The organism is Leifsonia sp. McL0607 (assembly GCF_049993355.1).
In the GTDB taxonomy this organism is placed as follows: Bacteria; Actinomycetota; Actinomycetes; order Actinomycetales; family Microbacteriaceae; genus Leifsonia.
The window spans coordinates 2,881,413-2,896,179 of sequence record NZ_CP188253.1; the positions used below are offsets into that span (position 1 = coordinate 2,881,413).

The 14,767-nt window shown below is 69.8% G+C and carries 12 protein-coding genes; 5 read left to right on the plus strand and 7 right to left on the minus strand.

What is annotated here, in order from left to right; genetic code table 11:
• Positions 1-218 precede the first annotated feature (218 nt).
• The gene (locus ACPPVW_RS13945; protein ID WP_426623703.1) at positions 219-1,340 is read left to right on the plus strand and encodes a hypothetical protein; all 1,122 of its coding nucleotides are present in this window, start codon (positions 219-221) and stop codon (positions 1,338-1,340) included.
• A 100-nt stretch (positions 1,341-1,440) separates the two neighbouring features.
• Here the strand turns inward: ACPPVW_RS13945 and ACPPVW_RS13950 are convergent, their stop codons facing one another.
• From ACPPVW_RS13950 to ACPPVW_RS13960, 3 genes are read right to left on the minus strand one after another with little or no spacing between them, the layout of a single operon-like run.
• A complete protein-coding gene (locus ACPPVW_RS13950; RefSeq protein WP_426623704.1) occupies positions 1,441-1,962 on the minus strand; it encodes a DUF2017 family protein in 522 nt (173 codons plus the stop codon).
• Positions 1,959-2,261 carry an ATP-dependent Clp protease adapter ClpS gene (clpS, locus tag ACPPVW_RS13955; protein ID WP_426623705.1) on the minus strand — a complete coding sequence of 101 codons (303 nt, stop codon included), beginning with the start codon at positions 2,259-2,261 and terminating at the stop codon, positions 1,959-1,961. The genes ACPPVW_RS13950 and clpS overlap by 4 nt, the downstream gene beginning before the upstream one ends.
• Complete coding sequence (locus tag ACPPVW_RS13960) at positions 2,258-4,036, minus strand: glycoside hydrolase family 15 protein (protein ID WP_426623706.1); 1,779 nt, start codon at positions 4,034-4,036, stop codon at positions 2,258-2,260. Before ACPPVW_RS13960 ends, clpS begins: the two co-directional genes overlap by 4 nt.
• 29 nt (positions 4,037-4,065) lie before the next feature.
• Between ACPPVW_RS13960 and ACPPVW_RS13965 the strand changes: the two genes are divergently transcribed.
• Positions 4,066-5,442, plus strand: coding sequence for a glucose-6-phosphate dehydrogenase (locus ACPPVW_RS13965; protein ID WP_426623707.1), 1,377 nt, complete (start codon positions 4,066-4,068; stop codon positions 5,440-5,442).
• 84 nt (positions 5,443-5,526) lie between these two features.
• Here the strand turns inward: ACPPVW_RS13965 and ACPPVW_RS13970 are convergent, their stop codons facing one another.
• The 4 genes from ACPPVW_RS13970 to ACPPVW_RS13985 form a co-directional block, all read right to left on the minus strand.
• The gene (locus tag ACPPVW_RS13970) at positions 5,527-5,976 is read right to left on the minus strand and encodes a hypothetical protein (RefSeq protein ID WP_426623708.1); all 450 of its coding nucleotides are present in this window, start codon (positions 5,974-5,976) and stop codon (positions 5,527-5,529) included.
• 98 nt (positions 5,977-6,074) lie between these two features.
• Positions 6,075-6,272 carry a hypothetical protein gene (locus ACPPVW_RS13975; RefSeq protein WP_426623709.1) on the minus strand — a complete coding sequence of 66 codons (198 nt, stop codon included), beginning with the start codon at positions 6,270-6,272 and terminating at the stop codon, positions 6,075-6,077.
• Between the two features lie 131 nt (positions 6,273-6,403).
• On the minus strand, positions 6,404-8,407 hold the full coding sequence (locus ACPPVW_RS13980) for a YhgE/Pip family protein (protein ID WP_426623710.1): 2,004 nt from the start codon (positions 8,405-8,407) through the stop codon (positions 6,404-6,406).
• A complete protein-coding gene (locus ACPPVW_RS13985; protein WP_426623711.1) occupies positions 8,404-11,328 on the minus strand; it encodes an MMPL family transporter in 2,925 nt (974 codons plus the stop codon). Before ACPPVW_RS13985 ends, ACPPVW_RS13980 begins: the two co-directional genes overlap by 4 nt.
• A 135-nt stretch (positions 11,329-11,463) precedes the next feature.
• On the opposite strand from ACPPVW_RS13985, the gene ACPPVW_RS13990 reads away from it, so the two are divergent.
• The 3 genes from ACPPVW_RS13990 (at position 11,464) to otsA (ending at position 14,758) form a co-directional block, all read left to right on the plus strand.
• Positions 11,464-12,126 carry a TetR/AcrR family transcriptional regulator gene (locus tag ACPPVW_RS13990; protein ID WP_426623712.1) on the plus strand — a complete coding sequence of 221 codons (663 nt, stop codon included), beginning with the start codon at positions 11,464-11,466 and terminating at the stop codon, positions 12,124-12,126.
• Positions 12,127-12,200: 74 nt separating this feature from the next.
• Positions 12,201-13,073 (plus strand): SGNH/GDSL hydrolase family protein, encoded by an 873-nt coding sequence (locus ACPPVW_RS13995; protein ID WP_426623713.1) that lies wholly within the window; start codon positions 12,201-12,203, stop codon positions 13,071-13,073.
• 212 nt (positions 13,074-13,285) lie between these two features.
• A complete protein-coding gene (gene otsA / locus ACPPVW_RS14000) occupies positions 13,286-14,758 on the plus strand; it encodes an alpha,alpha-trehalose-phosphate synthase (UDP-forming) (RefSeq protein ID WP_426623714.1) in 1,473 nt (490 codons plus the stop codon).
• Positions 14,759-14,767: the final 9 nt, after the last annotated feature.

Here is a 14,767-nt window from a genome sequence, read left to right on the forward strand (position 1 = left end):
CGTGCCGTGTCGTGAGGGGATGTCCCCAGAACCAACATGCCTAAACCGGTTTAAGGAACCGTAGGCGCGCTTTTTGCATCTGTCAAGCGGTCGGCGCGACGTCGTCTCGATAACGGCTCGCCCGCTCGTCCTCCCCGGGGCTTGTGTCGGCCTGAAGCCGCGACGAGACTAGGCGGACCGGCCGCTGATGTCCGGCCCGGGACGACCGAGGAGGAAACGTGGAGTACAAAGACATTCCCACCAAGGCCGACATCGAGAGGATCGCGTCGCTCCGCGAGCCGGGTTGCGTGAGCATCTACCTGCCGACGGGCACGACGCCGCCGGAAGCGGACAGGGCGCGGATCGAGCTCAAGAACCATCTGGCCCTGGCGGTGAAGTCGCTGGAGGCGATGGGCATCGACCGCGCGAGGGTCGGTCGCATCCAGACCGAGGGCGAGGGCATCCTCGAAGACCGCGACTTCTGGCGGTACCAATCGCGCTCGCTCGCCGTGTTCCTCGACGGGGAGGTCGCCGAGACCTTCCGTCTGCCGAACAGGCTGACGTCGGCGTGCGAAGTCGCCGACCGGTTCTACGTCAAGCCGCTGCTGCGCGCGGTGACCTTCCCGCAGTCCGCGCTCATCCTGGCGCTCGCTCAGAACTCCGTCCGGCTGATCCGCGTCGACCCGGAGGCGCCTCCGACGTTGGTGGAGGTCGACGGCATGCCCAAGGACGTCGCGGCGGCAGTCGGTCTGCCGTCGGTCAACGGGCGCTCGGCATCCGGTCGCGTCCAGGGCTCCGAAGGCCAGAAGGTGCGGATGCTGGAGTACGTGCAGGCGATCGAGCGGGCGCTGCACCCGCTGCTGGCGACCTCCACCGAGCCTCTGATCGTCGCCGCCGCCGAGCCGCTCGTGGGCATCTTCCGCGGGGCGACGGACTATCCGCGCCTGGTGGACGATGTGATCGCCGGCAACCCGGAGGAGAAGACGGAGGACGAACTGGCGACAGCCGCTCGCGGCGTGCTCGACCGACTGTACGCGGGCAAGGTCGACGCGCTCAAGGAGGACTTCTCGACCCGCATCGCCGGAGGCACGGCGCTGGTCGACCTGAGCGACATCGCCCGGGCCGCGACCTATGGCGCGGTCGAGACGCTGGTGTTCGACATCGACCGGCGGGTGCCGGGCTCACTGGACGACGAGACCGGCAAGATCGCCTATGCCGACGACGACACCGCGGGCAACTACGGTGTGGTCGACGAGATCATCCGTCGCTCGCTGGCCGCCAAGGCGAAGGTGTACGCGCTGAGGGCAGAAGACGTCCCCGGCGGCGGTGCCGCCGCCGCCGCCGTCCGTTTCCCTGTCTGACACCTGCCTGTCTGACACCTGCTGTCTGACACCTGTCGAAGGGCACGTTGACGCCCCTAAAACGCGGATTTAAGGGCATCTGCGCGCCCTTCGGCGTCCGTCAGCGTCGGGAGGCCCGGGTCAGGGCGTGCACGAGGAACTCCTGCACTGCGGCGAGCCAGTCGTAGACGGCGCGGCGGGTCGCCGACTCGAGATCGCGCACGTCGCCCTCGTCGCCGTCGTGCTCGATCCCCAGCCCCGCGGCGAGGACCAGCCGGATGTCGGTGAGCGTTCGCAGCCACGCCTGCGCCTGCGAGTCGTCGAGGTGCACCTCCACCGCCCGCCCCGACGCGTCGCCCAGCGAGTCGAGCACCGCACGGGCGTTGTCCGCCTTGCGCTCCGCGATCCGCTCCGCCGTGAACCGGCGGAACTCGGCCGAGGCCTCCGCGTCGTCCGGATACGCGTCCGGCAGAAGGCGGGCCAGCGCGGGGTCCGCGTCGATCATGTTCGCTTCGGCGCCGTCGGCAGCGCGATCCGCTCGGTCGGCGGCCTCCGCGGCGAACCGGCGCAGCACCTCGACCTCCGCGGCTTCGAAGCGCGCGCGCACCCCGCCGCCGCGCCGGTCGGCGCGGAACGGCCTCATGCGTCCGCCTTCCTCAGCGTCGCCCACAGGCCGTACTCGTGCATCGCCTCCACATGCCGCTCCATCTCCTCACGTGTGCCGGTCGCGACGACCGCGCGGCCCTCGTTGTGCACGAGCAGCATCAGCCGTTGCGCCTCCGTCTTCGGGAACCCGAAGTAGCTCTGGAAGACGTAGGTCACGTACGACATCAGGTTCACCGGGTCGTTCCACACGATGGTCACCCAGGGCGAGCCGAGCTCGAGCCTCTCGCCGAGGCCGACCTCCTCCCGGGTCGCGGGCTCCGTCAGCGTCGCTGTCACCGCGCTGTCGCCTCCGCAATGGCGTCGGCGGCCCGGACCAGAGCCAGATGGGTCAGCGCCTGCGGTGTATTGCCGGCCTGCGATCGCCCGTCGACGTCGTATTCCTCCGAGAGCATGCCCACGTCGTTGGCGAACGAGACGAGGCGATCCATCAGGCGCCGCGCGTCATCGAGCCGGTTCGAGCGTGCGTACTGCTCGACCAGCCAGAACGAGCAGGCCAGGAAGGGATGCTCGCCCGTTGGCAGGCCGTCGACACCCGTCTCCGTGAGGTAGCGCAGCGCGAGCCCGTCGCGCAGCAGGTCCTCCTCGATCGCCTTCACCGTGCCCAGCATCCGCGGGTCGTCGAAATCGCAGTAGCCCACCTGGGCAAGAAGGAGCAGGGAGGCGTCGACCTCGGTGCCTCCGAAGTACTGCACATAGGTGCCGCGGTGCTCGTCGTAGCCGTTGGCCTCCACGTCGGCGCGGATCTGGTCGCGCAGGTGACGCCAGCGCTCGACCGGGCCGTCCAGCCCGTACTGCTCCACTCCGCGGATCGCGCAGTCGAACGCGGCCCACACCAGCCCGCGCGAGTGGGTGAACATCTTCGGCTCGCCCCGGATCTCCCAGATTCCGTGGTCGGGGTTGCGCCAGTTGTCCTCCAGGAAGCCCATCAGCGCGCGCTGCAGAGCCCACGAGAACCGGGTCTCCGTGACTCCCGCAGCCCGGCCGCGGTCGAGGCCGAGCATGACCTCCCCGATGACGTCCGCCTGGAACTGCGTGGAGGCCCCGTTGCCGACCCGCACCGGTTGGGCGCCCTGGTAGCCGGGCAGACTGTCGAGCTCGTGCTCGTCCAAGTTGCGCTCCCCGCCCAGGCCGTACATGATCTGCACGTCGCCGGGATCGCCGGCGATAGCGCGCAGCAGCCAGTCGCGCCAGTGGTCGACGTAGTCGTCGTAACCGTGCGCGAGCAGCACGCCGATCGTCAGGGACGCGTCGCGCAGCCAGACGTAGCGGTAGTCCCAGTTGCGCTCACCTCCGAAGTTCTCGGGCAGGGAGGTCGTCGCCGCCGCGACGATGCCGCCGGTCTCCAGGTGCGTCAACGCACGCAGGATGAGCAGCGAGCGCACGACCTCCTCGCGGTAAGGCCCGTCGTGGTCGCAGCCGGACGCCCACTCCGTCCACCAGGCGCGCGTGCTCTGAAGAGCCGCCTCCACGTCGAGCTGCTCCGGTGCGGGGCGGTGGGAGGGGAACCAGGTCATCGTGAGGTCGACGGTCTGCCCCGCGTGCACGGTGAACGTTCCCTCGTGCGCGTGGTCGCTCGCGTGCAGCGACGAGCCGCGGAACACCAATCCGTCCGGCCCGGCCACGGCCACCAGCGCGCTCGGCTTCTCGTTCGTCATCTTGCGCACCCACGGGATCGCAGTGGCGTAACCGAAGCGGATCCGCAGTTCCTCGTGCAGCTCGACGTGACCGCTCACGCCGCGCACCCGGCGCACGACGTCGGCCCGGTGGTCGCCCATCGGCATCGCGTCGACGACCTCCACCTCGCCCGTGGAGGTGCGCCATCGGGTGACCAGGATCATCGTGTCGCGCTCGTACGCCCGGGTGCTGCTCGCGCCGGGGTCCGTGGGGGCGAGCAGCCAGCGGCCGTGGTCCTCCGTGCCCAGCAGAGCGCCGAATGTCGACTGCGAATCGTACCGCGGAAGGCACAGCCAGTCGATGCTGCCGTCCCGTCCGACGAGGGCTCCCGTGAAGCAGTCACTGATCACGGCGTAATCCTCGATGGGGAGCGACATATTCCCAGTATGGCCGTACTGTGATGGGCATGACGCAGGCCGTGGGCACTCTGGTGATTCTCGGAGCGAGCGGCGATCTGTCGTCCAGGCTCCTGCTGCCTGCCATCGGGCAGCTGCTCACGAACCACCCCGAGCGGCGCTTCCAGCTGGTCGGCGCCGGGGCGGAGGAGTGGTCGGACGCGAAGTGGCGTTCCACCGTCCGCGCCTCCTTCAAGACGGTCAAGGCGGCCGGGGAGGCTGTCGCCGAGCTGCTGAAGAGCACCCGGTACCTGGCGGCCGACGTCGCGAAGCCCGACGACCTCCAGCGCATCTTCGACGTCAGCGAGGGCGCGCCCGCCCTGTACTTCGCCCTCCCGCCGGCCGTCACAGCGAAAGCGTGCGACGCGCTGTCGAAGCTGGCTCTTCCCGACGGGCTGACGCTCGCACTGGAGAAGCCGTTCGGCACCGACAAGCGCAGCGCGATGGCCCTGAACAAGCGGCTGGCGACGCTGGTGTCCGAGGAGCGCATTCACCGCGTCGACCACTTCCTCGGCAACTCGACCGTGCTGAACCTCATCGGACTGCGCTTCGCGAACAGCATCTTCGAGCCGGTGTGGAACGGCGACCACGTGCAGAGCGTCGACATCGTCTACGACGAGTCTCTCGGCCTGGAGGGCCGCGCCCGCTACTACGACAACGCCGGCGCGCTCATGGACATGATCCAGAGCCACCTGCTGCAGGTGCTCGCCGTGTTCGCGATGGAGCCGCCGTCGGCGCTGGACGCCACCGACCTGCGCGACGCCAAAGCCACCGTTCTGCGGGCGACGCGGATCTGGCACGACGATCCGACCGTATCGAGTCGGCGCGCACGCTACACCGCGGGCACTGTCGACGGGCGCAAGTTGGTCGCGTACACGAACGAGCCCGGTGTCGATCCCTCGCGCGACACGGAGACGCTCGCCGAGCTCACGGTCGAGATCGACAACTGGCGCTGGGCCGGCGTGCCGTTCACCCTGCGCTCCGGCAAGGCCCTCGGGTCGCGTCGTCGGGAGATCCTGGTCACCTTCAAGCCGGCCCGGCACATCCCGCGCGGGCTGAGGGGCCACGACGAGCCGACGATGCTGCGGATCATGCTCGGGCCGGACGCCATGTCGCTGGAGCTGAACATCAACGGGCCAGGCGACCCGCACGAAATAGAGCGGGTGACGCTGAGCGCGGAGTTCGGCCCCGGTCTGCTGCTTGCTTACGGCGAAGTGCTGGAGGGCATCCTCGACGGAGATCCGTCGCTGTCCGTACGCGGTGACACCGCCGTCGAGATGTGGCGCATCGTGGCCCCCGTGATCTCCGCGTGGAAGACGGACCAGGTCCCCCTGGAGACCTACCGGGCCGGCTCACCCGGCCCCGCGTCCTGGAACCACATCGGCTGAGCCCCTCGGCGAAGACGCGCGAGGCGGCTGACTCTGCGCCGTCTCGCGCGATGCGGGCCTATTTCGCGCAGCTTCGCGGCCGAATCAGGCCGCGGGGCGCTGTGCGATCGCGGGGATCTCGCCGGTGACGGGGCGACGGAGGTCGGTCCAGACGGTGATGGGTGCGGGCTCCCAGCCGAACGCGGTGGGCTCGCCCTGCTCGTCGTCGCGGAACTCGGCCTCGACGGTGACAGCGGGCTCGGCCACGGCGCGGTGCTGCGGCTCGGCGGCCGTGACGATCTCGGCTTCTCCGGCCTCCAGACGACGGCGCGCCTCGACCAGAGCGGCGGTGATGCCGACGGAGACGGACTGCGAGAGGACGGAGTGGAAGATGGAGTCGGTGTCGTCGGACGAACGGCGGGACACCGTCCACTCGCCGCGTTCGCCGATGAGCTCGGCGACCTTGGCGTGAACCACTTCGAGGATCTGTGCATCCGTGAGCTGAGGAACCGGCGCCGCCTGTACCTCGGCGGCGTGCCGCCTACGACCAAACATGGCCCAACCCCTTCCAGGTTCTCCGTCGAGACCAAGTTTCGGGGCGGGATGACCTCAAAACGCGCGGACACGCCGTGCGGACCGCGGAAATCGCGTGGTCAGCGCCCGATTTCGCGCTCGGCGGCCTCCCGGGACTCCTGCAGCACGGTCCCGACGGCGATCACGACGCTCAGAGCGGCTGTAATCCACATCAGGGGCACCCTCCAGTCCCGCGGGTTGTGTTTGGTCGACTGAATCGTCGTCCACAGCCCGATGATCGCGCTGATGATCGCGCCGTTGAAGATGAACTTGCGCATCGGCGTCCTTTCGTTCGTGAGTCAGCGTACGCTGCCCGAGGCGTCGACCGCCTGACCCGCGAGTTGGCAGGACACGCCGTCTCGACACGCGTTGAGACGGCGTGTCCTGCCAACTCGATGCAGCCGATCGCCTATTCGGCAGGGAGGAGCTGGGAGGCGGTGACGATGCGGCGCCTGGCGACGGCGGCGAGGGCGAGGGCGAAGCCGAACGCCGCCCAGATTAGGAGGCCGCCCAGGCCGCGCCAGACGCCCGTCGAGCCGTCGACGACGCCCTGGAGCGCGGTGATCGCCGGCGAGGTGGGCAGCCAGGCCATCACGCTGTCGAAGAATCCTGGTGCCGTCGACACGATCCCGGAGGCGAGCGTCACCACGACCACGAGCATGGCGAGGAAGCGGCCGACGCCTCCCAGCAGTGCGACGAGCCCGTGGTTGACGGCGGCGAAGCACACCGCCGCAGTGACGGAGACCGAAGCGAATCCGAACCACGCGCCGACGCTCAGGTGCATGGCCGGCTGCATGATCCCGGCCACCAGCAGGCCCTGCACGACCCCGATCGCGGCCGCAGGTGCGAGGCCGTCGGCGGCGATTAGGCCGGCGGCTCGGGAGGTCAGAAGCGCGCGGCGCGAGAGCGCCTGCAGCACCAGGAAGGTGGCGAGTGCGCCGAGCCAGAGGGCGACCGACGCGAACAGCGGGACGCTGGAGGCGCCGAACGCCGTGGTGCCCGACTGCGTCTGGCCGACCGGCTGCGAGGCGACCGACGCCAGATTGGTGCGCTGGCCCGCGTCGTAGCTGGGCAGCCGCGATACCGCAGAGTCCAGGCCGGAGGCGAGGGCGGCCGTGCCCGCTGCGGCCTGGTCTGCGCCGGTCGCGAGGACCGGGATGCCGGCCGCGAACTGTTGCACGCCGGCCGCGTACTGGGACGCGCCGTCGGCCGACTGCTGCACGCCCGAGGCGAGCTGCTGGGCGCCGGAGGCCGACTGCGCGGTGCCGCCGGCGAGCTGTTGCGCTGCCGAGGCCGACTGCGCGATTCCTGCCGCGAGTGCAGAGGCGTTGCCGGCGAGGTCCTTCGTGCCGGTGGCGAGCTGCGCCGCCCCGTCGACGAGGCTCGGCCGGCCTCCCTGGGCAGTCGTCATGATGCCGTAGGTCTGCGCGATGGCCTGGCAGGTCGGATCGGCGAGGCCGTGATCGTGGACGCACGTGGCGAGCGCGGTCTTCGCCGAGTTCGCCGCGAGCGACACTCCCGACGAGACACCGGCCGCACCCGTGGCGAGCTGCTGCGTCCCGGAGGGGAGCGACGACGTCTGCTGCTGCAGCTGGCTCATCCCACCGGCGAAGCTATTCATGCCGCTCGACAGTGCGCCGAGCCCACTGGACAGCCCGGAGGCGCCGTCCGACAGCTGGCCGAGCCCGTTCGACAGCGACGTCGCGCCCGATGTCAGCTGATTCGCCCCGTCGGCGAGCTGGTGTGTGCCCGACGCGAGCTGCGTCACCCCGCTGGAAAGCGAGCCCGCTGCGCTCGCCGCCTTCGCGAGCTGGTCGTGCAGCGTGTTGAAGCCGACGTAGACGTTCTCGAGGTAGGTCGTCGTGAGCTGCTTGTTGAGGACCCCGGTGGCTGTCGTGGTGACGACTTGGCTGATCGCGGGGTCGACGAGCTTCGACTTTCGGCTGGTCCGGACGTCGACGGTGGCCTGGGTCGCAGCGCCGTCGGTGCTCGCGGTCGACGTCGCCGCCTTCGAGAAGTCCTTCGGGATGGTGACGACGGCCACGTAGCCGCCGTCGGCGACTCCGGCGTCGGCGTCCTTCTGGTCGGTGAGCACCCAGGCGAAGTTGTCGTTCTTCGCGCCGAGCAGGCCGGCGGCCAGCTGGCGTCCGAGTGGGACCACCTGGCCGTTGACGGTGACCGGCTTGTCGAGGTTCACGACCGCGGCCTTCACCTCGCCGAGGCGCTCGGTCGGGTTCCACAGGGCCCAGACGAGCAGGCCGCCGATCACGAGGGGCACGAGCACGAGTCCGACGATGGTCAGCCAGGTCACCCGCTTGTCGGAACGCATGCGCTCCAGGGAGAACAGTGAGCGCGGACGGCGCAGTGCCGGACGGCGCAGTGACGAAGGGCTCAGGGGAGCAGGGCTGGTCATCGGGCGTTCGCCTTCTCGAGGTGGGCGGCGGGGTGGTCGGTGTGGTCGTTCGGACGGGTGTCTTCCGCCTGGTCCGCAGGGCGTTCGGGTAGGGGCGTCGTGCCGTGGGCAGCCCCGTCGGCATCGACTGCGAGCTGAACGGCCGTGGGCTCGGCGCTCTCGGGCAGCAGGTCGTCCAGCCCCGACGGATCCACACAGCTCACGATCAGAGCGAACGGGCGCTCGGCCGCACGGGCGTCCGCGAAGGCGCGGCTGAGCTCGACGCGCACGCGGCGCCGCTCGACGGGATCGGTGAGGCTGTCCACGGCATCGAGGCCGAGGACCACCGGGCTGCTCGCGAGCGCACGGCGAACGTCCTCGACCGGCGTCTCCGAGCGATCGAGCCGGACGACGGAGGTCCGCGACCGCACGGCCGAGCCGCGCGTCGGCAGGACGAAGCCAGCGACCTTCACCGTGCCGCCTGCCACTTTGGTGCGTCCGGTCACGGCCATCAGCAGGGCGAGGGCAGCGGTGCGGTCCGGGCCGTGAACGACGAGGGCCTCGCCGTCGCCCAGGCGGAAGGACACGTCGCAGAGGATCGGCGTGCGGCGCGCGCTCACGGAGAGCCCGTCGGCCGCCGCGACGAACCGAAGGCCTGGCTCCGGCCAGTCGGCCAGCTCCAGTTCCTTCTGCAGCCCGTCGCCCTCCACGTCGAACGACGGGAGGATGCGGTCGAGCCAGGGCGGTATCCACCAGGCTCTGTCGCCGAGCAGTTGCAGCACGGCGGGCACCAGCGTCATCCGCACGATGAACGCGTCCACGAAGACGCCGACGGCGAGGCCGAGCGCGATCGGCTTGATGGAGGCGTCGCCCTCCGGCACGAACGCCGCGAAAACCGAGATCATGATGATGGCAGCAGCGGTGACGACCTTGGCGGAGCCGACGAACCCGCTCTGCACGGCTCGGCGTGCGTCGCCGCCGTGCACGTAGTCCTCGCGGATCCGGCTGACCAGGAAGACCTCGTAGTCCATCGCGAGCCCGAACAGCACGCCCATCAGGATGATCGGCATGAAACTGATGACCGGTCCGGTCTTGTCGAGGTGCACGGCGTCCGCGAACCACCCCCACCCGAACACCGCGGTGACGGCGCCGAAGGCCACGCCGACCGAGAGCAGGTAGCCGAGCGCGGCCTTGATGGGCACGGCGATCGACCGGAACACCATCGTCAGCAGCACGAGCGAGAGCCCGACGACCAGGATGCCGAACGGCAGCAATGCGCCGGCGAGCCGTGAGGACACGTCGATCTGCGCCGCCGTCGTGCCGGTGACCTTGAGGTCGACGCCGTACTCGTCGACGAAGTGCTGGTGTTTGGCCCGCAGCTCGGAGACGAGCTGGGCGGTCTGCGGATCGTGTGGCGCCGTCGTCGGGATGACCTGCACGATCCCGGTGTCGGCGCTCTGGTTCGGGGTCGAGAGCGGTACGGCCGCGACGCCGGGGAGGTCGGCGATCTCGGCCCCGAGCTTCTTCATGAGCCCGAGCGGATCGGTGCTGGAGATGATCGAGCCAGTGACGATCAGCGGGCCATTGTAGCCCGGCCCGAAATGCTCGGAGACCAGGTCGTACGCGATGCGTGCGGGATCGTTCTTGGGGTGCGAGCCGGCGTCGGGGAGCGCGAGCCGAAGCTGGAGGGCGGGGAGGGCCGCGACGCCCAGCGCGAGCACGACCGCGACCACGGTGACGATCGGGAATCGCGTGACGGCGCGCACCCAGGTGCGGAACGGACCCTTCGGGATCTCGGCCTTCGCCGCGTGCGCGAGCGACGGGTTGGCGCGGGTGGCCGGCTCCTGCGCCCCGGCCTCCTGGGCCGCTGCCTGTGCCCCGCCCTTCCCCTTCCGCGACTCCCGCTTAGCGGCCCGGCGCCCTGGCGTGATTCGGGCGCCGGCGAAGCCGAGGAACGCCGGAGTGAGCGTGAGCGCCACGAGAACGGCGATGCCCACGGCGACGGACGCGGCCAGTCCCATGGTCGTCAGGAAGGGGATCCCCGCGACGGCCAGGCCGGCCAGCGCGATGATCACGGTGATTCCCGCGAAAAGCACGGCAGAGCCCGCGGTCGCGACCGCCCGCGCGGCGGACTCCTCCGGATCGACCCCCGCCTTCAGCTGGCTCTGATGCCGCGAGATGATGAAGAGCGAGTAGTCGATCCCGACCGCGAGCCCCAGCATCAGAGCCAAAAGCGGCGTGGTGGACGAGATCGGTCCGAAGAGCGTCGCGATGAAGATGAGCGCCATCGAGAGGCCCACGCCGAGCAGGGCCGTCGCCAGCGGCATCCCGGCCGCGAGGATGGACCCGAAGGTGATGATCAGTACGACGACCGCGATGACGAGGCCGATGCCCTCGGTCGGCGAGATCGTCGGCAGGCTCTGCGAGAACAGCTGACCGCCGACCGCGACCTGAGATCCGGAGGGCAGCTCTTTCCGGAGGCTCGCACCGGCGTCCGAGATCGCCGTCTTGGTCGCGGCGGGCACCGTGGTCTGCTGGCCGTGCAGCTGCACGGCGATGATGGCCGCTGTCCGGTCGTCCGAGATCAGGTTCTTGACGGTCGCGCTGTACGGGGAGGTCGTGCCGGCGACGCCGTCGGTCTTCGCGAGGGCGGCGACGGTCTGCTCGACGGGCTTCTGGATCGCCGACTGATCGACGGTCTCGCCGCCTGGCGCGACGACGACGATCTGCGCGCTGGTGCCGCTGACTTGCGGGAAGGTCCTGCTCAGCGTGTCGAGCGCCTCCTGCGACTCGGTGCCGGGGATGCTGAAGGTGTTGTCGGTGCCCTGGTTGAAGGCGATGGCGCCGCCGGCCAGGAGGACGAGGAGCAACAGCCAGAGCGACAGCACGAGCTTGCGGGCACGGAAGGCCCAGCGGCCGATCGAATACAGGAGCGAGGACACGCGTTCTCCAGCAGTAGGGACCGACGGAACCGGATCACGGCGCCGTCGAAAGGGTTTCGATACACCTTCGTATCCGACGCCCGACTGTATCGGATACACTCGTGTATCGGGAACTCGATCCAGGAAGGTTTCAGCTTGGAAAGCACGGCTCTCAGAGACGACATCCCCGTCGAGTCCGCACGCCGACAGCGCACCCGCACGCGCCTCCTCGACGCGGCCTTCGACGTCTTCGCCGAGCAGGGTGTGAAGGCCGCGAGCGTCGAGACGATCGCGGAGGCGGCGGGCTTCACGCGCGGCGCGTTCTATTCGAACTTCTCCAGCAAGGAGGAGCTGTTCTTCGCCCTGATGGAACGCGAGAAAGTCATGCGGCTCGAGCAGCTCGACGCCGGCGTCGAGCAGTTCCTGCGGCCGCTCGTCGGCACAGACGGCGTGGAGCTCGACGACGCCGATGTCATCCGCACCGTCACTCGCATCCTCGAGCTGCAGTCCGACGACCGGCGGTGGTGGCTCGTGCAGTCCGAGTTCCTGTTGCTGGCGCTGCGCGACCCGGCGATCTCCGCCGACTTCCTGCGCTACCAGGACAGCTTCTTCCAAGCGCTCACCGAGACCGTCGTCGCGGCTCTCGAGAGCGCGCGACGCCGCTTCACGATCGACCCGGAGGAGGCGGTGCGCGTCATCGCGGAGCTCTGCGCCAACGGCGAGGCGCGCGCCCTCCTCTCCGGAGACGAGCGCACGTTCGCGGAACGGCTCTCGGAGTCGGTCCCCGCCATCCTCCTCGCGCTCACCGAACGGGTGTGATCGGCGACAGGTCGGCAGCCCCCACACGGCGGTCTCGGATCCAACGGCGAGGAGCAGCGGGTAACGTGTGCTCGATGCGACGCAGAGTGCTCTCCTCCGCTCTCACGGCCGCGCTCGCAGCGGCCGTGCTCGTCGCCGTGGCCGCCTGCGCGTCGCCCGGCGCGACCGGGACCACTCACGACGCGACGCCGCAGCCGGCGCCCACCGCCACGGCGACAGCGGATCCGTTCCCGCGCAAGCCACTGACCCCCCGCACCCGCTACGTCGCCCTGGGCGACTCGTTCGCGGCGGGGATGGGCGGGGGAGACGAGACGGGCAAGTGCCGGCTCAGCCCCAACAGCTACCCGAGCGACTTCACGCGGGCCTCCGGGATCGACCTGGTCGTGAATGCGGCGTGCGCGGGAGCGACGACCTCCGATCTACTCAAACACCAGCTGATCGCACTCGACGACCGCGTCGACCTCGTGACAGTGAGCGTCGGCGGCAACGACCTCGGCGTCGCCGCCATCGCGGCCGAGTGCTCTGCTGGCAAGGCGGTAGCGTGCCGCGACGGGGTGTCGTCGGCACTATCGCTGCTCAACGTCCTCCCGCAGCGCCTGGCCGCCGTGTACGGCTCGATCCACGACGCCGCGCCGAACGCGCGCATCGTCGTCACGGGCTACGCCCTCATCTTCGACAACTCGAACCCGAAGTCGCCGGATTTCGGCACGGCGACCGCGATCAACGCGGCGACTCTCGGCCTGAACCAGACCATCCAGGACGTGGTGTCCAGCCAGCGCTCCTCCGGTGTGCCGATCACCTACGTCGGAGTCGACTTCGCGCACCACGCCATCGGTTCGAAGTCGCCGTGGCTCAACGTCGGCGGGATCGACGCCTTCCACCCGACTGCAGTGGGCTACGGACAGTACTCGAGCGCGCTGGTGCGGCTGCTCGGCCGGGCGCAGTAGCGGGCGCGGTCGTGGTGTCCCGCTCGGAGCGCCCGCACCGATTGCGTCGTCTCGGCGCGCGAGCCGTGTCGCGGAGGGTAACGCACGCCCCTGCCGTTCCCAGACGCGCTGGTACTGTGGCGGATACGAGCATCCGATCTCCATGGGGGAGTTGACCGACCATCAGCACGACGTCCGAAACAGCAGGAACCGAAACGTACGAACTGGTGATCGTGTCCAATCGGCTCCCGGTCGACCGCGTTCTCGACGAGAGTGGACGGGCCAGCTGGCGACCCTCGCCCGGCGGCCTCGTGACCGCGCTGCAGCCGGTGATGCGGGCGGAGGACGGCGTCTGGGTCGGCTGGGCCGGTGTCGCCGACGAGGATGTCGAGCCTTTCGTGGCCGACGGCATCAACGTCCTCCCCGTCGCGCTGAGCGAGCAGGAGCTGCGGGAGTACTACGAGGGCTTCTCGAACGCCACGCTCTGGCCGCTCTACCACGACGTCATCGCCCAGCCGAGCTATCACCGCGAGTGGTGGGAGAGCTACGTGCGGGTCAACCGCCGGTTCGCCGAGGCCGCAGCGGGGGCAGCGGCGCACGGCGCGGTCGTCTGGGTGCACGACTACCAATTGCAGCTGGTCCCCGCCATGCTGCGGCAGATCCGCCCCGACCTCGTCATCGGGTTCTTCAACCACATCCCGTTCCCGCCGTACGGCATCTACTCGCAGCTGCCGTGGCGGCGTCAGATCATCGACGGCCTTCTGGGCGCCGATGTCATCGGCTTCCAGCGCGTGGCCGACGCGGGCAACTTCTCGCGTGCGGTGCGCAGGCTGAAGGGGTACGAGACGCGCGGGTCGATCATCGAGGTGCCGATCGACAGCGACGACCCGGAGGCCGGCTCGCACCGCCACGTGACCACCAACCGGCACGGCGGCCTCGTGCGCACGGTGCTCGCGCGCGCCTTCCCGATCTCGATCGACGCCGAGCAGTACCAGTCGCTCGCTCGCCGCCCGGACATCCAGGCGCGCGCCAAAGAGATCCGCGAGGAGCTCGGCAACCCCGAGACGGTCATGCTGGGCGTCGACCGTCTCGACTACACCAAGGGCATCGGGCACCGGCTCAAAGCCTACGGAGAGCTGATCCGCGACGAGGAGCTCGACGTCGAGAAGGTCACGCTGGTGCAGGTCGCCAGCCCGAGCCGGGAGCGCGTCGAGACGTACCGTCAGCTGCGCGACGAGATCGAGCTCACCGTCGGCCGCATCAACGGAGATTACGCGACCCTCGGCCACAGCGCCGTGGCGTACCTCCATCACGGCTATCCGCGGGAGGAGATGGTCGCGCTGTACCTGGCGGCCGACGTGATGCTCGTGACGGCGTTGCGCGACGGCATGAACCTCGTCGCCAAAGAGTACGTCGCCACGCGCGTCGACGAGGACGGCGTCCTCGTGCTGAGCGAGTTCGCCGGCGCCTCCGATGAACTGCGGCAGGCTCTTCTCATCAACCCGCACGACATCGAGGGCCTGAAGGGCGCAATCCTCCAGGCCGTCGCGATGCCGAAGCGCGATCGAGTGCGGCGCATGCGAGCGCTTCGCAAGAAAGTGCTGACCAACGACGTCGCCCGCTGGTCGGCGGGCTTCCTCGACGCGCTCACCCGCAGCGCGCACGGGGACCACCCCCTGCAGGACCCGCTGGTCAACCGGCGCTGACCCCAGAAC

Excerpts from the sequence above, each read along its gene's own strand:
- ACPPVW_RS13980 (WP_426623710.1), bottom strand. The coding sequence starts at position 8,407 with ATGACCAGCCCTGCTCCCCTGAGCCCTTCGTCACTGCGCCGTCCGGCA.
- ACPPVW_RS13970 (WP_426623708.1), bottom strand. The coding sequence starts at position 5,976 with ATGTTTGGTCGTAGGCGGCACGCCGCCGAGGTACAGGCGGCGCCGGTT.
- ACPPVW_RS13950 (WP_426623704.1), bottom strand. The coding sequence starts at position 1,962 with ATGAGGCCGTTCCGCGCCGACCGGCGCGGCGGCGGGGTGCGCGCGCGC.
- ACPPVW_RS13975 (WP_426623709.1), bottom strand. The coding sequence starts at position 6,272 with ATGCGCAAGTTCATCTTCAACGGCGCGATCATCAGCGCGATCATCGGG.
- ACPPVW_RS13960 (WP_426623706.1), bottom strand. The coding sequence starts at position 4,036 with ATGTCGCTCCCCATCGAGGATTACGCCGTGATCAGTGACTGCTTCACG.
- ACPPVW_RS13965 (WP_426623707.1), top strand. The coding sequence starts at position 4,066 with ATGACGCAGGCCGTGGGCACTCTGGTGATTCTCGGAGCGAGCGGCGAT.
- ACPPVW_RS13995 (WP_426623713.1), top strand. The coding sequence starts at position 12,201 with ATGCGACGCAGAGTGCTCTCCTCCGCTCTCACGGCCGCGCTCGCAGCG.